21 protein-coding genes and 2 pseudogenes are annotated in these 20,032 nt (G+C 65.8%); 11 read left to right on the plus strand and 12 right to left on the minus strand.

Annotated elements, in window-relative coordinates; all coding sequences use genetic code 11:
- Window positions 1–140 precede the first annotated feature (140 nt).
- The 8 genes and pseudogenes from BLS85_RS17610 to BLS85_RS17640 all read left to right on the plus strand — a co-directional run bounded on the left by BLS85_RS17610 (window position 141) and on the right by BLS85_RS17640 (window position 5,043).
- A complete protein-coding gene (locus tag BLS85_RS17610) occupies window positions 141–659 on the plus strand; it encodes a hypothetical protein (RefSeq protein ID WP_092788050.1) in 519 nt (172 codons plus the stop codon).
- Between the two features lie 58 nt (window positions 660–717).
- Window positions 718–1,128 (plus strand): annotated as a pseudogene (locus BLS85_RS17615) (hypothetical protein); the annotation flags it as partial.
- Between the two features lie 275 nt (window positions 1,129–1,403).
- Window positions 1,404–1,811 (plus strand): GFA family protein, encoded by a 408-nt coding sequence (locus BLS85_RS17620; protein WP_092788052.1) that lies wholly within the window; start codon window positions 1,404–1,406, stop codon window positions 1,809–1,811.
- A 93-nt stretch (window positions 1,812–1,904) separates the two neighbouring features.
- Entirely contained in the window at window positions 1,905–2,585 is a 681-nt protein-coding gene (locus BLS85_RS19665; protein WP_092788053.1) for a transposase, read from the plus strand.
- A gap of 21 nt (window positions 2,586–2,606) precedes the next feature.
- Window positions 2,607–2,756, plus strand: coding sequence for an RtcB family protein (locus tag BLS85_RS19670; RefSeq protein WP_143027253.1), 150 nt, complete (start codon window positions 2,607–2,609; stop codon window positions 2,754–2,756).
- Between the two features lie 198 nt (window positions 2,757–2,954).
- Entirely contained in the window at window positions 2,955–3,269 is a 315-nt protein-coding gene (locus BLS85_RS17630) for a hypothetical protein (RefSeq protein ID WP_092788054.1), read from the plus strand.
- 30 nt (window positions 3,270–3,299) lie between these two features.
- On the plus strand, window positions 3,300–4,454 hold the full coding sequence (locus BLS85_RS17635) for a helix-turn-helix domain-containing protein (protein WP_092788055.1): 1,155 nt from the start codon (window positions 3,300–3,302) through the stop codon (window positions 4,452–4,454).
- On the plus strand, window positions 4,447–5,043 hold the full coding sequence (locus BLS85_RS17640) for a hypothetical protein (RefSeq protein WP_092788056.1): 597 nt from the start codon (window positions 4,447–4,449) through the stop codon (window positions 5,041–5,043). The genes BLS85_RS17635 and BLS85_RS17640 overlap by 8 nt, the downstream gene beginning before the upstream one ends.
- Before the next feature lie 167 nt (window positions 5,044–5,210).
- On the opposite strand, the gene BLS85_RS17645 is transcribed toward BLS85_RS17640, so the two are convergent.
- Together BLS85_RS17645 and BLS85_RS17650 are read right to left on the minus strand one after the other, a co-directional pair.
- Complete coding sequence (locus BLS85_RS17645; RefSeq protein WP_092788057.1) at window positions 5,211–5,465, minus strand: hypothetical protein; 255 nt, start codon at window positions 5,463–5,465, stop codon at window positions 5,211–5,213.
- Between the two features lie 68 nt (window positions 5,466–5,533).
- Window positions 5,534–5,881, minus strand: coding sequence for a hypothetical protein (locus tag BLS85_RS17650; RefSeq protein WP_092788058.1), 348 nt, complete (start codon window positions 5,879–5,881; stop codon window positions 5,534–5,536).
- 131 nt (window positions 5,882–6,012) lie between these two features.
- Here BLS85_RS17650 and BLS85_RS17655 point away from each other — a divergent pair, with 131 nt between their 5' ends.
- On the plus strand, window positions 6,013–6,999 hold the full coding sequence (locus BLS85_RS17655; RefSeq protein WP_092788059.1) for a helix-turn-helix transcriptional regulator: 987 nt from the start codon (window positions 6,013–6,015) through the stop codon (window positions 6,997–6,999).
- Between the two features lie 207 nt (window positions 7,000–7,206).
- On the opposite strand, the pseudogene BLS85_RS17660 reads toward BLS85_RS17655, so the two are convergent.
- Window positions 7,207–7,641, minus strand: a pseudogene (locus tag BLS85_RS17660) (transposase); the annotation flags it as partial.
- 203 nt (window positions 7,642–7,844) lie between these two features.
- On the opposite strand from BLS85_RS17660, the gene BLS85_RS17665 reads away from it, so the two are divergent.
- On the plus strand, window positions 7,845–10,082 hold the full coding sequence (locus tag BLS85_RS17665; protein WP_245699281.1) for a CHASE3 domain-containing protein: 2,238 nt from the start codon (window positions 7,845–7,847) through the stop codon (window positions 10,080–10,082).
- 126 nt (window positions 10,083–10,208) lie between these two features.
- Here BLS85_RS17665 and BLS85_RS19235 read toward each other — a convergent pair whose 3' ends face one another.
- The 9 genes from BLS85_RS19235 to BLS85_RS19675 form a co-directional block, all read right to left on the minus strand.
- On the minus strand, window positions 10,209–10,379 hold the full coding sequence (locus BLS85_RS19235; RefSeq protein WP_176793892.1) for a hypothetical protein: 171 nt from the start codon (window positions 10,377–10,379) through the stop codon (window positions 10,209–10,211).
- Between the two features lie 188 nt (window positions 10,380–10,567).
- On the minus strand, window positions 10,568–11,587 hold the full coding sequence (locus tag BLS85_RS17670; RefSeq protein ID WP_092788061.1) for an ABC transporter substrate-binding protein: 1,020 nt from the start codon (window positions 11,585–11,587) through the stop codon (window positions 10,568–10,570).
- Window positions 11,588–11,669: 82 nt separating this feature from the next.
- Window positions 11,670–12,731 carry a hypothetical protein gene (locus tag BLS85_RS17675; protein WP_092788062.1) on the minus strand — a complete coding sequence of 354 codons (1,062 nt, stop codon included), beginning with the start codon at window positions 12,729–12,731 and terminating at the stop codon, window positions 11,670–11,672.
- Window positions 12,728–14,020, minus strand: a complete 1,293-nt coding sequence (locus BLS85_RS17680) for an NnrS family protein (protein ID WP_092788063.1) — start codon at window positions 14,018–14,020, stop codon at window positions 12,728–12,730. The genes BLS85_RS17675 and BLS85_RS17680 overlap by 4 nt, the downstream gene beginning before the upstream one ends.
- Complete coding sequence (locus BLS85_RS17685; protein ID WP_092788064.1) at window positions 14,017–14,811, minus strand: ABC transporter ATP-binding protein; 795 nt, start codon at window positions 14,809–14,811, stop codon at window positions 14,017–14,019. The genes BLS85_RS17680 and BLS85_RS17685 overlap by 4 nt, the downstream gene beginning before the upstream one ends.
- Window positions 14,808–15,605 (minus strand): ABC transporter permease, encoded by a 798-nt coding sequence (locus tag BLS85_RS17690; RefSeq protein WP_092788065.1) that lies wholly within the window; start codon window positions 15,603–15,605, stop codon window positions 14,808–14,810. Before BLS85_RS17690 ends, BLS85_RS17685 begins: the two co-directional genes overlap by 4 nt.
- 14 nt (window positions 15,606–15,619) lie before the next feature.
- Window positions 15,620–16,642, minus strand: a complete 1,023-nt coding sequence (locus tag BLS85_RS17695) for an ABC transporter substrate-binding protein (RefSeq protein ID WP_092788066.1) — start codon at window positions 16,640–16,642, stop codon at window positions 15,620–15,622.
- A gap of 11 nt (window positions 16,643–16,653) precedes the next feature.
- A complete protein-coding gene (locus BLS85_RS17700; protein WP_092788067.1) occupies window positions 16,654–18,648 on the minus strand; it encodes a TonB-dependent receptor in 1,995 nt (664 codons plus the stop codon).
- 684 nt (window positions 18,649–19,332) lie between these two features.
- Window positions 19,333–19,464 carry a hypothetical protein gene (locus tag BLS85_RS19675; RefSeq protein ID WP_281242581.1) on the minus strand — a complete coding sequence of 44 codons (132 nt, stop codon included), beginning with the start codon at window positions 19,462–19,464 and terminating at the stop codon, window positions 19,333–19,335.
- A 64-nt stretch (window positions 19,465–19,528) separates the two neighbouring features.
- On the opposite strand from BLS85_RS19675, the gene BLS85_RS17705 reads away from it, so the two are divergent.
- Window positions 19,529–19,714 (plus strand): hypothetical protein, encoded by a 186-nt coding sequence (locus BLS85_RS17705; RefSeq protein ID WP_176793894.1) that lies wholly within the window; start codon window positions 19,529–19,531, stop codon window positions 19,712–19,714.
- Window positions 19,715–20,032 lie beyond the last annotated feature (318 nt).

The following is a 20,032-nucleotide window of genomic DNA, read 5'->3' on the forward strand; positions in this document are numbered from 1 at the left end:
TCCGTGAAGGATCGTCGCGTTTCAGTCGTCATCGTTTCACCTCTCCGCTCCCAGGGGAGCTTAACGGAGGTGTCCACCGTTTTGGAGCAGGATCAGTTTTGCTAGTCTCTCCGGTGTGGACCAGAGAAAGGAGAGACGCCGTGCCCGTCAGCAAGAACCGCCGCAAGGACGGCACGAAGGCCCCCAAGCCGGTCAAGCGGAAGAGCCGGAAAAACGATCCGTTCCCGTCCCCGCTTTCGGAGGACCTTCCCCCGCGGGTGGTCATGGAAAAGATGATGGCCAACCTCCAGAGGAGCCTGTTCGCCGAGGACCTTCTGGGCGAGGCGGAGGCCGATCCGCTCAACGCGGCGCAGGACATCATGTACGACGCCTGGGAGTGCGAGACGAAACGGGATCGGATCGCCCTGGCGAAGCGGGCGCTCGGGATCTCGGAGCTCTGCGCCGACGCCTGGCTGCTGCTGGCCGAGGAAGAGGCCAAGGGCGTCATCGAAAAGCGCGCGGTTCTTGAAAAGGCCGTGGCCGCCGGGGAGCAGGCCGTGCGGCACGTCCTGGGGGAGGAGGCGTTCGAGGAAGAGGAGGGGCACTTCTGGGGGATCCTGGAAACCCGCCCGTACATGCGCGCCCGGGCGGCCCTTGGGCGGATTCAGGACAGATCGTGATCAATCTGAAAGGCAACGTCTTTCAGATTGATCACGATCTGTTCGGGCCGAGTGCCTCTGGGAGATGGGCGACTGCGACGAGGCCGTGGCCCACTGGCGCGACATGCTGCGGCTATGCCCGAACGACAATCTGGGCCTCCGCCATGTGCTGGCGCCGAACCTGCTGCACCTGAACCGGTTCGAGGCCGCCCGGGAGTTGCTTGACGACTACGAGGACCCGCACTTCGCCGAATGGGCCTATACCGACGCCCTGCTGAAATACAAACAGGGCGGGGCCACGTCGGGGGCCGGCAAGGCGCTGACCGCGGCCATCAAGAACAACCCCCATGTGCCGGCGTACCTGCTCGGCGAGAAACATCTGCCGAAACAGCCGCCGCCCCACGACGCCCTGGGATCGACGGACGAGGCGGTCCTCTATGTCCTCTCCAGCCTGGAAACCTGGACCTCGACCAAAGGCGCCCTGACCTGATTGAGCGACACCGCCAAAAAACACCCTGTAAAAAATGGGTCGCTCAAAAACCGCGAACGATCCGGGTCACCGCCCGTGTCGTGGAGGCGCCGCTTCGGCGGGAAGACGTGTGAATACGATAGCCCCGAAGGGGGGAGGAGAACAGGCCGGCACCGGCCGCAACCGGTGTTCTCCCTTCATCCTGAGAATTGCTGTTGGTCTTGCACACGGATACGGACCGCCGATAAACCTCCATTCGAACGGCGGCTTCACGGTCGCATTTTGAGGGAATGTGAATGGACAATCTGGCGACCGGACAGTGCCTTTGTGGTGCAGTGAAGTTCCGCATATCGGGCGAATTCGAGAGCTTCTTTCTTTGTCATTGCGGGCGCTGCCGCAAGGATAGCGGCTCAGCCCATTCGGCCAATCTGTTTTCGTCCACGGCAAAGATTACCTGGTTGTCAGGTGAGGAAAATATCAAGAAATTTCAGCTTTCTGGGTCACGACACGTGAAGTGCTTTTGCACGGACTGCGGTTCCGCGCTGCCATTTTCTCAAGCGGACGATGGTGTGCTTGTCGTGCCAGCAGGGTCACTTGATAGCCCGACCGGCATACGTCCCAACGCGCATATTTGCTTTGCCAGTCGCGCGCCTTGGGACAACGACCTCGCCTCCCTCGAAAGGATCGACGGACTGCCCGGTTGAACGGTCGATCTAGGACTACAGGTACATTTTATAGGGGTCGCGATTTCCGGGGCCACAGGCTTTGGTTGATGGAGGGGGTGGGGACCAATCAGCGTGGCGGGCTGGGCCGGGACGCTGGAGGACTGGCGGTCGGAGTTGGAAAGGCTGAAGCAGGTCATTGGCCCTGCGCTGGGACGGTCGGAGGCACGGGTGTCTGCCGGGTTGTTCAGTGATGGCCTTTTGTCGGCTGCGGAGCGCAAGACAGGCCTGATGATGGCCGAAGCGGTGGGGCTTGACCGGCCCTACCGGGTCCAATCGTTGCTGGGGCGGAGTTCCGGGACGGCGGGTCGCATTGAGAATTGCCAGGTGGGTGTTTTCGCTTGCGACGCCAGCCGGTACGGTTACGTCCTGATGGACCAGCAGCTCTATTTGCCGAAGACCTGGGCGGAGGACTCCGCTCGGTGTGCCAAGGCCCGGGTTTCGGACGATGCGACCTTTGCCACCAAGCCGGCCATGGCCCGGGTGATGATCGCCCGGGCCCTTGATGCCGATGTCGCCTGCGCCTGGGTGCCGGCCGATGCTGTCTATATGGGTCGGACTTCAAACTGCGGCGGATGCTGGAAGGGCGCCGACAGCCCTCCGTTCTGGCGGTTCGGTCGAATCATGCCCTGCGCTTCCTTGAAGACGGGGCCCTGGTTCAGACCAACCCGGCGGCCATGGCCTCTGCCCCGGGTCGATGGGGCGCGGTCCGTCATCGTGCGCGGCAAGGGCAACCCGGCGTCATCCTGTTCCTGATCCCACGCGGCCGGGCGGGCGATGTCGCGCACCGAGGCCCGCACGCGCTTCGCCGTGGCCGACCACACGGCGGCGACCGAGGGCGTGGACCGCCACGCCGTCATGGCGGCCCAGAGCGACCTGGTGGAGGGGATCCACACCCTGCGCCAGGTGGTCTGCGTGAAGGGGTGAGCACACCCCGGCGGCGGGTCGGCCAGGATCCGGCCTGTCGTTGGGGGGCTTCGATGCAGCGGAGTGGGGCCGGCGAGGGGCCGTCGGAGACGGAGAAAACGGCGCGGAGCGAGACTATTGCGTAATCCAACTACGCATTATAGGCTGTGCAACTAACGGGCTACGGTGTTCATGCGAGCGGATTCGGAGTAAGGAGCGATGGCCGACCAAGTAAACATCGTTTCTGACCTGCTTGCGCACGGGGATTTTGAGGTTATGCCGAACCCCGAAACCGTAGAGCGAGAGATGCTTGAGGTTATCGGAGCGCTCAGCGTATTGTTAAGGCCAGATAATATTTTGACGATCATTAAGTTAATGGGGATTAATAATTTCGAAAAATATTTTATTTGCTGTTCTTTGTCTGAAAAGAAGGAACTTGATAAAGCGGCGCTGAAGGAGCTTGTTGAAGACGACAGCGCGGCGACCACAGCGCTGATTAATAGAATCGCTGAACTTGCCGGCGTTCGGAAATAGGACGGCGGAGCCTGCTGAAACGGTGCCTAGATGGCCTTCACGGTCCAAGGGTTTGCACGAAAGCTAAGGGGTTTGCGGGAGCAGTACGGCAACACGCTGAGCGAGGTGGCCGAACGCACCGGCATTGACACCCAGGCGCTTCAGGCGATGGAAGCCGGAACCGCCACGCCGGCCGGCGACGAGGTGCTGATCCTCGCCGACTTCTTCAAATGCGAATTTCCCTGGCTCATCGAGGACGATGCCACCAACCCCGATGAGAACGTCACCATGCTGCTGCGGTCTGAAGGTGGACGACTGGCCGCATCCGACCGACATGCAATTGCCGAGTTCCTGCACCTGTGCAAGTCGCAGGCCCTGCTCGAAGAGATGAGCGGACACCGGGCCATTTGGGAGGAATTCCAGTTCACCCCGCGCGGCAAATTCTTCAAAGGCCACGGCATCGACTGCGCCAAGGCACTTCGGGAACATCACAACCTGGCGCCCAATGCGATCATTCCCGACATCTTCGATTGGCTTCGGAAATCGGGCCTTCGCGTTTTCCGCCGGGCGCTACCCAGTTCAACGATCTCCGGCCTGTTCGTCCGTCACCCCGAAGCGGGGCGCTGTGTCCTCATTAACTACAACGACGACATCTACCGGCAACGCTTCAGCGCCGCCCATGAGGCGGGCCATGCACTACTGGATGCGGACAAGCGCTACAACGTCTCCGGCGTCAACGATGCTAGCAGCGACGAGTACATCGAACTGCGGGCGAGCACGTTTGCCTCGTGCTTCCTGATGCCTCCGGAGCTACTGAAGAAGTTCGGTGACGCTGACTGGTGGCGGCAACCTGACAAGGTGGCTGAGGTAGCCGGTCGTCTCTTCGTCTCGATCCCAGCCCTCCTGTCCGCCCTGAAGCGGGACAAAATTCTCGATGAACAGGCCGTTGCCATGATCAAGGCCGCCCGGCCCCGCCTTCCTCACAAGCAGGAGCCTGAATTAATGGGCGACTACACTGCTCCGCAATTGGAGCGGAAAAAGGCGCTTATCTCGAATGGGTTGCACACGACTTATGTGGAAAAGGTGCTTGATGCGCATCGCCAGAGCCACATCTCGCAAGCCAAGGCTGCCAACATGCTGCTTGTCGAACCGGGAGAGATCGCCGATATAGCCGCACTGTTTGGGACGAGCTTGCACCATGGTTGATGCTCCTCGTGATGAGGCGGTCCAATCGTTCCCGACCATCGCCGCCATAGACACCTGCGCTGTCTGGAACATTCTTTGCAGCCAGACCCTGACCGCAGCCGTCCGAGGGCGATGCCATTTCATTCTAGCCGAATACATCCGGTATGAGTGCTTGTTGAAACGCTGGAAATCCCCGGAAAGTGCCGCACTGCGCACGAGGCTCTCCGGTGAACTAGCGTCGGGGAAGCACTTCACCGTACATTCCCTGGAAATCGACGACTTGCGGGAACTAGCTGCAAACGTCGGTGCGCTCGGCCGGTTTGATTACGGGGAACTTGCCGCTTTGGCGTTGGCCAGGAAGCTTCAGAGCGGCTTCCTTACCGATGACCGCGCTGCCCGCCGGATTGGCGAAAGTACCATCGGCGCCAACCGAGTTCGCACAACGCCCCACCTCGTCGGTTGGCTTGTGTATGACGGTCACCTGACGGATGGGGATATTCCGACCATCATCGCCGATAACGCTTCCCTGAATAAGCGATACGGATCTTTAGGGGAGTTCATTCAGGTATGCTACGAGCACGCCATGGGGTTGAAGTTGCGGCTGCGTTAGATCCTGAGATATTTATCATTGATAATGTACTATACTCGGTTATGTGGCGTCCTTAAAATGACTGCTTTCGAATGAGCGTATACGGTGTTCTTTTGTCCCGCTTTGACGGCAAAGCTGTCGCAATGAACCGCGAGACGCCAATCACTTGCAAGGCCACCTGCGCCGCCTCAATGCACCCGATCAGAACCCGCCGCCGCACCCGGCAGGCAGGCGGCTTCCGCGGCGGCGATGGCGGCGATCAGGGCGTCCAGGCGGTGGGCCAGGGCGGGGCGGTCCGCCCGCACGGCCTGTGTCTTCAGGTCGGCCAGCGTGAACAGCAGGTCGGCAATGTGCTCCTGGGCCGCGCGGGTCAACGCATCGTCGGAGCTTCGGGCTTCATGGGCCGGCGCGCTGGCTTGGTCAGGGATCGGGTCGGCGGTCATGGCGGGGCGCTCCTCGTGGTCCGGGCGACAGTCACGAGCATCCTGCCCGCCGGACAGGTCAGAAGCGGTCACGGCCTGTCGGTCAAGGGCGCCAGGTCAACCGCCCGCGCCGCCATCCGCAGCCGCTCCACCACCGGGATGGCGGAAAAGAACGCCGCGTAGTCGGCCCGCCCGGTGGCCGCCGGGTCGTCCTCCAGCAGCGGCCCCGGCCACAGCCACACCCCGCGCGCATCGAACAGAACCACCCTTTGCGTGAACGGGCGGGGTGTGTCATCTTCGGTCACACCATGCTCGCTCACCCAGCCCGCCCGCAGCCGACCGCCCCAGGGTGCCAGCATGAGCAGGCCATCCCGCCGCCGCAGCAGCAGGGTACCGGAGGGCATCAGCAGGGCGCCAGGGGTGAGGGGCTGAACCATGGGCTGTTCCGCGTCCGATCAGCGTGATCCTCATCCTATACCCCCCGGGGGGAGTCAGAAACGGTCACCTACGTTCGCTCTCTGTTCTTTTTTGGTTTGCCCCATCCCGATACCGAACGGAGCCCTGACCCATGCGCCATGAAAAGGGCGAAGCCCTGCTGACCCTGGCCCTGGAGATGCAGGCCGCCCGCGCCGGCCTGACCTTGCGCCAGATCCAGGAGCGGTTCGGCGTCGGCCGGCGCACCGCCATGCGCATGCGGGATGCCGTGCTGCGCGTCTTCCCCCAGGCCATCGAGCGCGAGGGCGAGGACCGCCAGAAGCGCTGGCACATCCCGCCCGGCACGCTCGATCGCTTGGCCTCTGTGCCGGCGGACGAACTGGCCGTTCTGGACTCCGCCGTCCGTCTGCTGGAGGACCAGGGCCGCGCCCTGGATGCCGCCACGCTGGCCGGGCTGGCGGGTAAGCTGCGCGCGGTCATGCCGCCGGACCACGCCCGCCGGGTCGAACCGGACGTCGAGGCGCTGCTGGAGGCCGAGGGCCTCGCTTGCCGTCCTGGCCCGCGCCAGCGCTTTGAGCCGGACATGGCCGACACCCTTCGAAACGCCCTGAAGGCCGGGGTGGCCGTGCGCCTGACCTATGGCTCGCGCCGCGACCCGACGCCGAAGGGTCGCGTCGTGCATCCCTTTGGCGTGCTGCACGGTCATCGGCATTATCTTGTCGGCCACCAAACCGACCCCGCGCCGTCGGGCGTGCGCCTGTTCAGCCTGCCGCGCATCACGGCCATCGAGCCCCTGGACCAATCGGCCGAGCGTCCACCCGGCTTTGACCTGAGCGCCTTCGCGAAACAGGCCTTCGGCGTGTTCCAGGAAGACCCGGTGGACGTCGCGTGGCGGTTCTCTACGGACGTCGCCGAAGACGCCAGACGATTCAGGTTCCACCCCGACCAGACGGAGGAGACCGCGCCGGACGGGTCCCTCATCGTGCGCTTCCGCGCCGGCGGTCTGCTGGAGATGGCCTGGCACCTCTACACCTGGGGCGACCGCGTCGAGGTCCTCAGCCCGCCCCAACTCGCCGCCATGGTTCACCCCCACCGGCAGGCGTGGGGCGCGCTGCCGTGATGGTGCAGGGCTGCGAAAACCAGAAAGAGGGATCAGCGAACGTCGGACGAGGCACAGGACGCATGGGGCTGCTTGCCAACACGAGAGGACGCACCCACCGGACTTGTCCGAACAACCGGGACCACCTCAATATTCATCGTTGGGATGCGCCGGATCGCTCGCTTCAAAAAAAGCGGAAGCCATGACCGATTTTGGGTGATGGCGTGATCAGACGGCGGCGCATTGGTCGGCGTCGGTCACCTGGATGCCGTGGCGGAATTGGACGCCCGCGATGACCTGGGGCAACCGGTTGTCACCGTTTCGTCAGCGCCAGGTCGTGCTGGCGGCGGTGACCAATTTGAAGACCATGGTCAGCGCCGTCTTGAAGGACAGGCAGCCCGTCCTGCGGATGGTGCAATGGCGGGCGGTGGCGAACACGCTCTCGATGGGGTTGGTGGTCCTGATGTGCTGCCAATGCTCGGCCGGAACGTCGTAGAACACCAGCAACCCGGCGCGATCCTTGGTCAGGCATGTGACGGCCTGGAGATACTTGGCGCTGTACTTGGCATCGAAAGTGCCCATCGCCTTCTCGGCATCGGCGCGCCCCTCGGCCATCCAGATGGCATGGAGGTCGTTCTTCGCTGCTTTTTGCTTGGCGCTTGGTTGGGTCACCGATCACCCCAATCCTATCGCAAGCTCCGCCGATGTGGCTCTGAGTTGGAAGTGATGATGTAAAGTAACTCGAGATAGAGTGAAGCCGTGGCGAGAGTTTGTTTTTTTTAATGTCTCCAGCGTTTCGATACTCTAATGATATGATTCTAGGGCACTCGACTGATGCAATCTATAGATCTATTGCGGGGAATGGCATGAACAGAATTTGGGAAAACACTAAGACGAAACCAAAAGTCCTGATCGGCGTGCTCGCGCCTCTCACGTTGTTGATTTTGGTTGGGGCAGTCAGCCTAATTAATATTGACAGCATTGTCGGCACGAATGAACGGGTTGATCATACCCGGAAAGTTTTGCTGGACGCCGAAAAAATCGTTGCTTCTGCTATCGATATGGAAACCGGCATGCGGGGATATCTTCTGGCCGGTACCGACGACTTTCTGACTCCTTATCGCGCGGGGCGAGAGCAGGCCTACAGCCGAATAGAACGGCTTCAGGCGGTGGTGTCGGACAATCCGCCTCAGGGGGCGCGGCTGGGGGAAGCCGCCGCGGTCCTGCGCGAGTGGCAGGACAACATTGCCGAACCATACATCCAGCTTCGCCAGGATATCGGCGACGCGCCCACGATGAACGACATGGCCGCGCGGGTCGGGGAAGCCCGGGGCAAGGCCTACTTCGACAAATTCCGTGAACAGGCGGCGCTGTTCATCTCGCGCGAACAGGCGTTGCTTGAGGAACGGCGCGCCAAGGCCGCCACCGCCCTTGAAACGATGCGGGAAAGCGCCACCGCAAACAGCGCGTTATCCGGCGTCACCGGCCCCCGGGGCAACACCTCCGAGCAGCTTGCAACCCTGGAAGAGGCCCAGGATTGGATCATCCACACTTACGGGGTCATCCAGTCCATGGATGCCATCGTGGCCAGCGCGGTCGATATGGAAACCGGCATGCGCGGATACCTGCTGGCGGGCCAGGAGACCTTCCTTGAGCCCTTCCAGGCCGGACGCGCGACCTTCGCGACCCTGCTGGCCGGCCTGAAGGAGACCGTCAGCGACAACCCGGATCAGGTCGCCCTGCTGACGGAGATTGATGCGACCATCCAGGGCTGGCTGACCGAGGTGGTTGAACCGACCATCGCGTTGCGCCACGAAATCGGCGACGCCAAGACCATGGATGATATTTCTGATCTGGTGGCCGAGGCACGTGGCAAACAGTATTTCGATGCTTTCCGACAGCACATGAAGGACTTCGCGGCCGAGGAACTGGGCCTGCTGGAGACCCGTCAGGCCAGCAATGCCGCGACCGTCTCCCTGACCCATACTTTGATCTGGGGGTGTGTGATCGGTGGCCTTGTGGTCGGTATCGCCCTGGCGCTGTTCCTGGGCTCCAGCATCGCCCGGCCGATCATCTCCATCACCGGCGCCATGAACCGGCTGGCCGGTGGCGACAAGAGCACGGAAATACCTGGCGCCGGGCGCAAGGACGAAATCGGCGCCATGGCCGACGCCGTCGCCGTGTTCAAGGAGAACATGATCAAGGCCGATCAGCTAACTGCCGAGCAACTGGAGGACGCTCGCAAGCGCGAGGAGCGGGCCAAGCGCATCGAGAACCTCAACAATCGGTTCGACCAGGGCGTCAGTGGCATCCTGGAGGCGGTCTCGTCGGCCGCCACGGAACTCCAGTCCACCTCTGAAAGCATGGCCTCCATCGCCGAGGAGACCAACACCCAGGCCGCGACGGTTGCGACCGCCTCCGAGCAAGCCTCGACCAACGTCCAGACCGTGGCCTCGGCGGCGGAGGAGTTGTCCTCGTCGATCAGCGAGATCGGCCGTCAGGTGCAGCAGTCCAGCGACATCGCCCAGAAGGCCGCGTCGGAGGCCGAGCGCACCAATCGTGTGGTAAACGGCCTAGCCGAGTCCGCAAAGGGTATCGGCGATGTCGTCAATCTAATCACCGATATCGCCGATCAGACCAATCTGCTGGCGCTGAACGCCACGATCGAGGCCGCGCGCGCCGGTGACGCCGGCAAGGGTTTCGCCGTGGTGGCCAACGAGGTCAAGAGCCTAGCGGGCCAGACCGCCAAGGCGACCGAAGACATCAGCCGTCAGATCGGCTCGGTCCAGGCCGAAACCCAGACGGCCGTCAAGGCGATCGAGGGCATTTCCCAGATCATCAACACGATCAACGAGGTCGCCTCGACGATTGCGTCGGCAGTGGAAGAGCAGGACGCCGCGACGCAGGAAATCGCGCGTAACGTCCAGCAGGCCAGCCTGGGCACGACGGAGGTTTCGGCCACTATCGGCGGCGTGACGGAGGCGGCGCGTGAAGCCGGCTCGGCGGCCGAAAACGTTCTGTCCGCGACCAACTCGCTGAACGAACAGTCCAACGCCCTCAAGCAGATGGTCGAACGCTTCCTGGCCGACGTTCGGTCCGCATAGGGCCGGCGAACGCAGATGTTGATCAAGGGGAGCGGGACCGTGCGCGGAAAAAGTGGCCAGACGCTTGGCGCCGTGACCGCGCCGGGCCTTCGCCGCGCTGATCAAAACCCATCTGGTCCAGGGGCATCATCCTGGCTTGGGTGCCGGTGAAGTCGTGGACCACCAGGACGATGAGGGTGCCAGCGGGGTCCAGGCCACGACCATCCAGAAACGCCGCAGCAGGAACCCGACCAGGGCATTGATCGCGATTACCAAACCGAAGGCCTTCATGACGCTGAGGAAGGCGATGGCGGTCAACCTCAGCGGGTCATGACGGTGCCGACCTCCGGGGTGAAGCACGCTCCCTCGCCGTGGAGTGTCTGGCGGTTGATGCAGGCGTCGGTTTCCTTCTCTAAAGTCAAATGCGACAAACGGATCGGCGCGCCGGCGCCGACCCGCGCCGGAGGCCCTGAAACGGCCGCCCCTCGTTTCAGGGCCGAGCGGGTTCAGTCGTCGCCGAGCGCGGTCTTGAGGGTGACGGCCCAGCGGCGCAGCACCGCCGGGTATTCGATGACGTTGGAATCGTAGTAGGCGGGCAGCGCGAACACGGCCCCGTCGGCGATGGCAGGAATGTCCGCGAAGGCCGGGTCTCGGGCGCCGGCCTGCCTCAGCTTGCGCTGCACCGCGTCGGCATCCCCGGTCAGAACCAGGATGTCGGGGTGGATGTCCGCCAGCGGCGCCAGCGAGCCGGTCATGGCGAACCCATGCTTCGCGGCGGCCCCGGCCTCCACGAAGCCGCGTCCGGCGTTGGTCAGGCCCATGGGCTCCAGCAGGAAGGTGTCGGCATAACCCCCGGGCAGTTCCACGCGCACGAACCCCTTGCCGGTCGCATCCTGATGGACACCGTTCAGGATCACGACCGTGGTTCCGGGCGCGGCGCTGGGCAGGGCGGCGCGGGCGGCCTCAAGATCGGCCTCGTATGTCGCGACCAGGGCCTCGGCGTCCTCGGTCCGGTCGATCAGGGTGCCGATCTGGCGAATGGCCGGCGCCACCCCCTCGCTGAAGTCCACCACTTCGACCGAAACGCCCAGATCCTCCACCGCGTCGGAGGCCTCCAGCAGGGGCACCAGGTTCATGGGATCGCGGACCGGCTTGTGGCGGTCGAAGCCCGGCGTGTGCTCGATCAGCACCCGGCGGATGTCCGACTCGCGCAGGGTGCGGGGCACCATGTCCGGGTCCTTGGCCACGATGTAGTTGGGGCAGCCCAGGATCATGCTGGAGGTCCGCGCCAGCGTGCGCCCGAAATCCCAGATATCGCCCCGGATGGACATGGCCTGGGGGATGACGCCCAGGTGATAGGCGACGTTGACCAGCCGGTCGCCGACCATCACCACCGGTTGGCGCTCGGGCGGGGCCATCCCCGGCCCCATCTTCGCGGCCAGCGCGCCGGTGGCGGCCATGGGAACCAGGGCCAACGCCATCACGGCGGAGAACACACGGGTGCGCATCGAGAACAAAGCCGTCATGTCGGTCACTCCTTGCAGGGAACCGGGCCGTCGGCGGGCGACCCGGACGGGTCCGACACGTCGCGGCGTGTCGGACCGGGGATCAGTCGGTCACGGGCTCCAGCAGGTCGGTGGGGGCGAGGCCGACGATGGCCACGGCCACGTCGCGCTTGTAGGCGGCGAAGCGCGCCGCCTGATCCTCCGTCGCGGTTCCGGCCAGGCACAGCCGGCCCATCTCGGCGAAGTCGGCGGGCAGCAGGCCGTCCTTCAGGCGCAGGGTCACATCCCGGTCGCTGGTCAGGACACGGAAGGCGAACACCCCGAACGGTGAGGCCGGGGCCACCGGCGGCGCCGGCAACCGGGCCACGCGGTGGCGGCTAGTGCCGCGCACCAGAAGCTCGAACGTGTCCATCAGGCCGGGCGGCGTCAGGCCGGTCAGGATGGTGACCGTGTTGCGGTCCAGGGCCGCGCCGTCGCCGACCATCTGCAACAGCTTGTGCGCCAGCACCACGCCGCCGAAGTGGTCGCCGTCGTGAAAGGCCAGGGCGTGCACCAGGGTCATGGGGTGCTCACCGGCCAGATCTCTGACCACCACCGGCACCGGATCCGTCAGGGCCGGCGTGGGCCCGGTTGCCTGGGCGGGAGAACCCACGTCCCCTGGGGTCACCGTGATCTCGAACAGGTGGTCGATCGCGGCTGTGGCGATGACCTCATCCAGGGCCGCCCGGCGTTTCCAGAGGGCCTCCAGGTCGGACCCGGCGACGAAGCCGGCTTCGTCGCGCTTCTGGGCTTCTGGAAACCCAGCCGGCACCACACCGTCGCGCACTTTGGCCTGAACCCGCGCCCCGCCGACCGTCAGCCCGAACACGATGGACTCACAACTGCCGCAGCTACACCCCTGGGGTGGCCGCACCTGGAGCCGGTTGCGGCTGACGGCCCGCGTCAGGAACTCCACGGCGTCGGTGATGCCAGGTGGGGTCACGCTCAGGTCCACCATCAGGGACGCCCGCGCGGGGTCTGTCAGGCCCAGCGCCTGCCAGGCCACCTCGAAAAACCGCCAGGCCAGGGTGACGCCTGGACCATGGCGCGCGGCGTGATACGCCTGGGCCTGCGCGCAGGTCAGGGTCTTGGCGCCCATGGCGTCGGTGACGGTCAACGGATTCATGCAGAGGCTCCTTTGGGTTGGGGGGCGCGGCTGGGCGCGCGTCCGAACAGTGGGCGCGCGTGGCCGATCAGGAAAACGAGAAAGCCGCCGCTCCACAGCACGGTGGAGGCCCACAGCAGCAGCGGGGCCAGGGCATCCGCGCCCCAGGGCACGGTCCAGGTGAACGGCGCGGCGACGCGCAGGGCGGCGCCGGTTGCCGCCAACCAGATCGCGGCGGTGGCAGGGCGACTGAGCGGCAAGGCGCCACCCATGTGCCGGCGTGAGGCAACGCCGAACACGGTCAGGCAGCCGACGCCCAGGGTTCCGGCCCCGGCGGCGTGCCACGCGGCGTCCAGCCCGGCCACGGGCAGCAGCCGCGACGCCCCCAGCAGAACCAGCGCGACCACCAGGAAGAGGGTCGCCAGCACGAAGCCATGGAAGAAGCTGTGCCGCGCCGCGCGACCGATCCAGATCCCGCCCAGGCGGTCCATCTGCGCCGCCGCCGCCGCCCAGGCCAGCCACCCGGTGACCGGCGACAGTGGCGCGACCGCGCAGGCCGCGACGGTGGCGCCCAGCGTTAGGGCGATCAGGCGGGCGCGGGCCGGATCGGCGCGCACCTCGGGGTGGCGCCCGCTCAGCCGCAATGCCTCCGGCCCCAGCACCGGCGCCACTCGGCTGATGACGCAGGCATGGGTCATGGCCAGCAGCAGCACCCCCAGGTCGCCCAGCCAGCGCAGCGGGTCCAGGCCCCGGGCGTCGATCCAGGACACCAGAAACCCCGGCATGGGCAGGTCCAGCCAGACGGCCAGGAAGAGGGCGTGAACCGCGACCAGCGACAGGGCGGTCACGGCGAACACCGCGTGGCGGATTGCCCCGCCGCGCATGATCGCTGCGGCAATCAGGCTCCCCATGCCCAGGGTCGGCAGCAGCAGGATCAGCGCGACCAGGGGTCCGGGGAGCGTTCCGGCCAGCAGCACGACACCGCGCGCGGCGACCCAGGTTCCCCACAACACCGCCAGCCCGCGCCCGCGCAGCATCGGCGTGCCGGACCACGCGGGCAGCGCGGTCAGCAGGAATCCGCCGGCCGCCCCCAGGCCCAGGCCGAACACCATCTCGTGGATGTGCCAGACCAGGGCCCCGCCGGGGATGGGAACACTCCAATCTCCCAGAAACGCCAGCAGCCAGGGGGCCACCAACAGCGCGCCGACCAGGGCAGCCGAGGGAAAAAACGGCCGGAAGGGCTGGGACCACCGGGCATGTCCGCGGCGCGCTTCGGTCACGCGCGCGGTTTCGGGAGGACGCCCGGTCATGCCGCGCCCCTCCGTCGTTGGGGCAGGGTGCCGCCCAGGGCCTCGACCACGGCCGGCTCGGCCCACAGGCTGCGCAGCCCGGCCAGCACCGACGCGTCATCTCTCAGGTCGGCGGCCAACGAGAAGGCGGTGGTGAAGGCCACCCGCCCGGGGGGACCGCTCATCACCGCGAGCCGGTCACAGACGCGGATCGCCTCCGTCAGGTCGTGGGTGACGAACACGGCGGTCATGCCGCGCTCGGTCACGGCATTGCGGACCAGATCCTGAAGGTCGCGGCGCAACAGGGTGTCGAGGGCGTTGAACGGCTCGTCCAGCAGCAGCAGGTCCGGGGCGATGGCGAGCGCACGGGCCAAGGCCACCCGTTGGCGCATGCCGCCCGAAAGCTGGTGCGGGAACTTGTCGCCGTCCTCGGGCGCCAGCCCCAGGCTTTCCAGCAGCCGCTGCGCCGTCTCCAGCCGGGTGCGGCGCGGGACGCCCAGGCAGCGCAGGCCGAAGGCGGCGTTGTCGCGCGCCCGGCGCCAGGGCAGCAGGCGGCTGTCCTGGAACATGCTGGCGACATGGCCGGCGTCGGTCTCGACCCGGCCCCGGCCCGGCACCAGCAGCCCGGCAGCCATGGACAGCAACGTGGTCTTACCGCAGCCCGACGGCCCGACCAGGGCCAGGATGCCGCCGGCCGGCACCTCCAACGTCAGGTCGTCCAGGATGACGGTGCGGCCGATCTGATGCGTGACCCCGTGCCAGACCAGGGCGGGCTGGGAACACTGGACGGCCGGCAGGGCGATCAGGTTCATGACCGGCCGCCCCCGTTTCCGCGCGTGCGCCAGGGCTCCAGGCGGCGGCGCAACGGGTCCATGACCAAGCCCTCCAGGCTCAGCAGCATCACCAGGGCCAGCAGGATCCAGGCCATGGCGTCGGCGGTGTCGATGTTCACGCGGGCCAGCGACAGGCCTTCGCCGATGCCGGCGGTCCCGCCCAGGACCTCGGCCATCACCGCCAATTTCCACGACAGGCCCATGGCCGTGGCCAGCGCCGGAAAGACGTAGGACAGGATGTGCGGGACATAGAGATCGACCACGCGCACCCACGGCGGGGCGCGGAACACGCGGGCCATGTCCACCACGTCGCGGTCCAGGGTGCGCGCCCCCTGCATGGCGCCGATGATGACCACCGGCAGGGTGGTCACCACCACCGTGAAGACGGCGGCCAGGCCGCTGCCGGCGAACCAGATCAGCGCCAGCACCACCCAGGCGATGGCCGGCACCCCGAGAAAGAACCGGACCAGCGGCTCCAGCAGTCGGCCCACGGTGACCGACAGCCCGGCCACGGCGCCGACGATCACCCCGACCACCGCCGTGACCAGGAACCCGATCAGCGCGTCGCGCGCCGTCTCCAGCGCCGCCGGCAGCGCCACGCCCTCGGCCACCAGGTCCCGCAGCGCGGCCAGGGTATCCATGGGGGCGGGCAGCACGAGACCGCCGTAGACCTCGTGCCCCACCTGCCATAGCGCGCCCAGCAGGCACAGCGAGACCAGCACCGTCCAACCGCGCCACAGGAACGCGGTCACCGTTCCGACCACGGACGTCATCGCCCCGTTTTCCCTTATGCCGACCAGTAGTAGCCGTCATCCGGCAGCCGGCCGGCGACGATGTCCGGGTTCAGGCTCATCAGGCTGTTCAGGTAGAACTCGATGTCCTCGCGCGCCTCTCCCGACGGCGTCACGTCCACCCGGAAGTGGGGAATGGATTTCTCGATGATCGGCGCCTTGACGCCCAGGTAGGCCTCACCCAGACGGCCGGCGCTGGCCGGATTGTTGTTGGCCCACTCGCCGCCACGCACGCAGGCGTCATGGAAGGCCTGCACCACCTCCGGCCGGCGCTGCACCAGATCTTCCTGCACCCCCAGGCCGGCCTGGGCGATGCGGGGCGGGCGGCCGGTCTGGCGGCCGAGCTCCCGGGTCAGGTCGAGCGCCCGGTGGACGGTCTTGCCGGCCTGCCGGCCGCGCAGAATCGCCGCTGTGGCCGCCGGTTCGGGCACCACGGCGATGTCGGTGCGCCCGGCCAGCAGCAACTGGACCACCTCCATCGGCGTCCCAGCATAGGTGATGTCGATGTCCTCGCGCGGGTTCATGCCGGCGTTGGTGGTCACCAGACGGAAGATCAGATCCGGGGCGTCGTCCTTGAAGGCCAGCACAAGCTTGCGGCCGGCCAGGTCCTCGGGCCTGGTGATGCTCTCGTCGGTGGTCACCAGGTAGAGCAGGCCCCAGGTCATGATGTTCAGCATGCGCACCGGCACACCGCGATTGTGCAGGTTGGCGCAGGCGTAGCTGGGGGTGGCGAAAATCTCCATGGCGCCGGAGATGGCGCCGGCGCGCATCTGGTCCGGGGTCTTCCAGATGCCGAAATCGACGTCGTCCACCAGCCCGTCCAGGGCGCCGCTTTCCACGGCGTGGGCGAGCACCACCGAGGGCGCCGCCGGCATGCCGTGGATGGAAACACGGGACCCTTCGGCGGCGCGGGCGGCGGTCGGCAGACCGGCCCACAGGCCGCCGCCGACGGTGGCCGCACCGGCGGCCGACAGGGAAAGGAAGGCGCGCCGATCAAGACGCGAAACGGAGCGGGTCATGGCGGCTCTCCCTAGAAATTGACGACCGACCACAGGAAGAACGTGCGGCCGGGGGCGTTGATCGGCCCCGGGTTGGGGGTGTCGGTCACGTAGTGGGGGTCCAACTCGGCGTACTGGGTGTCGAGCACGTTGGACACGCCCAGCCGCACGCCGATCCGGTCATGCAGTTGCAGACCTCCGTAGAGGTCGAGCACGGCGAAGGCGTCGATGTCTTCCGGGTCCAGCCCGGTCCCCGTGACCATGTTGTCGTCGGGGTCGGTGGGGCCGGCTACGGCGCGCACCTTCACCCCGACGTTCCAGGTGCCGTGGGTGCTCAGGCGGTCGTGATAGTCGGCCAGGAACGTCAGTTCCGCCGGGGCGATGCCGTACAGGCCGCGATCGTCGTCCAGGTTCTCGGCCCAGGTGGCGCGGCCGTACAGCCCGGCGGACAGGGTGCGCGTCGCGTTCCATTCGGCCGATACCGAAACGCTGGTGAACTGGGCATCGACGTTGCGCCAGATCATGGTCAGGTCGCGGGCGCGGCTGCGGCTGATGAAGTCGTCCACGTAGTCGTAGGACACCGACGCCGACACCCGGAAGGAGGGCCCGTCCTGCAGGGGTGCCATCCGTCCGAAATCGTGCCAGGCGGCGCTTTCGTAGCTGCCGCCGGCCTCGACGCGGTAATGCGCCTCGGGGTCGAGGCCCGGGTTGCCGACGGCGCGCATCTGCGCCAGGGCATGATTGCGCGAGAAGTAGAGTTCCTGGTTCTCGGGCAGGCGGGCGATGCGCCCGGCGGTCAGGTGGGTATCCAGCGCCTTGTCCAGCCATGACCGGCTGAGGGTGGCCACCGCGCTGAAGGCGTTCAGATCCGTGTCGGTTTCAGTGGTGTCGGAATACCGGGCGTACAGGTTCCGGGCGGTGGTGGTGCTCATCACGCGGGTGCCGGGGGGATTGAGCCAGGACATGGTCTCGTCGGCGCGGCCCAGGCTGGTGGAGGCGTGCTCCCAGCGCAGGCCCAGGTCCAGGCGGCCCGGGCGCAGGTCGATCGCCGATTCGATGAAGGCATCCGTTTGGTAGCGCGTAACGTCCGGGTACTGGATGGACGAGTAGGTGTCCAGGGTCAGGCCGGTGGCGCGGTCGGCATCGTGGCTGTCGTACAGACCACCCAGGCCCACGCGCAGGGCGACGTCGTCCATGACGCGGAGGTCGCCGTGCACCTGTCCGCGGACCATGCGTCGGTCGACGTTGGCCTCCTGGCGCTGTCCGGGCAACCGGCCGTCCTGAAGGTCGAAGTTGTTGTTGCGGCGGTCGACGAAGGTCACACCCACCTCGGCGTGCAGCGCCTCCAGCGTGCCCTCGAACCCCTTGTCGAACAGCAGGCGGCCGATGTAGCGCTCCGTCTCGATGGAATCGGCGCCGCTGGCGAAGGCCCCGGCCGGGGTCGTCGTCGTGGTCTCGGCCTGTTCGTCGTCGCGGATCTCGTCACGGATGAAGATGGCCTTCAGCGAGGTCTCCGCATCGGGCGCATAGCCCAGGATTAGCCGCTCCGTATCCCGGCCGTAGCCCGAACGCACCGCGTCGCCGTCGGCGTCCAGATAAGCGCCCGCCCATTTGTAGGTGCCGGTGCCGCGCACGAAGAAGGCGTCAACGCGCTGCTTGACGTCCACGAAGGCCTGTCGGGCGTCGCCGTTGTCGGTGAAGCCGAAGCCCGCCACCACCGGGCGGGTGGTGTTGATCACGGTGTCCAGGGCCCCCAGCGGGGGGGATACGGCGGTCGAATCCCACTCGTCGCGCTTGTACTTCCAGTCCCCCGGCAGCCGGGTCACGTCGTAGATCGGCATGATCGGCAGCGGTCCGCGCTTGTCATGCTGGGCGAAGGCCGGGAACAGCGTCAGCGCGCCCCGAAGCTGGACCGGCCGGGGGCAGTCGGCGGCCAGGGCAATGGATGGGGCGGTGGACAGAACGATCGACGTGAGGGCCGATCCGGCGAGCAGCAGGGCGGTGATCCCTGTCTTGGTCTTCGTCATCAGGTCATTCCCCTCCGATAGGCCTGGGTGGCGGCCGATCCCGAGCGGGTCAGGTCGCGGTTTCGGCGGAGGGACAGTATTCTGGCTGCGAATGGCTCGCAACAACAAATGTCAAGAGCGTGATTCTTTTGATATGACGCGGAAAATAAGCGTGTGCGGGCCGAATCCCGGACGTTTTATTAACTTAAATAACCAACCGAAGCCGTGGGTCGGCGGTGTATATATTTATTCTGCTATCGTCAACGCAATGGCTTGGGTCCCGTTTATTTCGATACGGGCATCTGATGTTCCGTTGTCTGTCTTCGATGGCAAGGGTGACGGCTCAGCAATCTCCTCATTTCGGAAAAGGGCCGCAAAATCAATGGGCTTCACGACATCGGCCTGCGCGATAACCTGTTGTTTTAATTGCATATTTAAGAAATGAGGGGATTTCTGAGGGGTGACGGTGCAATGGGGATCACAACTGTGGTCCCATCCGCGAGGGAAAGTGCGGCAGTGCCTTTTCCAAAGCGTGTCTGATACTGAACCCGCTTGATCGTTTGCATTTGGTATGGGGCGCTTCATGAACTACAGCATATGGGGTCCAGGCGATGGGCGTTGGGGTGGCGGTGAACGAGCGTGCGGAGGCGGGCACAGGTTTGGAGGCGTATCCTCGATAGCTATAGTTGTGCGGAGAGCAAATTTTCAGTTGATCTGGCTGTTGCTGTCGGCGGAGCCGCGCAAAGAGGTGGCGCGGCTGGCCGCGTGAGCTGCCACGCTGCACTGGTTCCGCTCATGGCGAACCAGGCAGGTCTGCGAGGCCGTCTGGGAGCCCATCCTGCTGCCGATCCTCGAGCGCGATCCGGCCGTTCAGGCCGTCACGCTCCTGCGCCATCTGCAGATGGCCGACCCCAACACCTTCCCCGACGACCGCGTGCGCCGGACCCTGGAACGCCGGGTCCGCGACTGGCGCGCCCTGCATGGTCCCGACCGCGACGTGATCTTCCGCCAGACGCCGGAGCCGGGCCGCATGGCCCTGTCGGACTTCACCGACGCGGCCCCCGCGCCGCTGTTCGACGGGGGCTGACGGGATCAAAAGTCGAACGGTCGCGTTTGTTCCCCTCGTGTTCCCCAGAAGAAAGCCCCGCAAGTCATTGACGGGCGGGGCTTTTTTGATGGTGGGCGCACAAGGACTCGAACCTTGGACCCGCTGATTAAGAGGGCTTTGTTATTTCTGTCATTTCAATGTGCTGGCTTGGCAAAGTCTCCGACTTTAACCGTCCCAAATCAAGGACTTAGGCGAATTCTGGGTAACCGGGGCAGAAGTGCGGGCGGTCAGGCTTGGCAGCGCGCTGTGACGAGTTCGGCGAGGTTCGGCACGGGGGAGGCGACAGGGGCGCCGAGG

The organism is Rhodospira trueperi (assembly GCF_900101965.1).
GTDB classification, from domain to species: domain Bacteria; phylum Pseudomonadota; class Alphaproteobacteria; order Rhodospirillales; family Rhodospirillaceae; genus Rhodospira; species Rhodospira trueperi.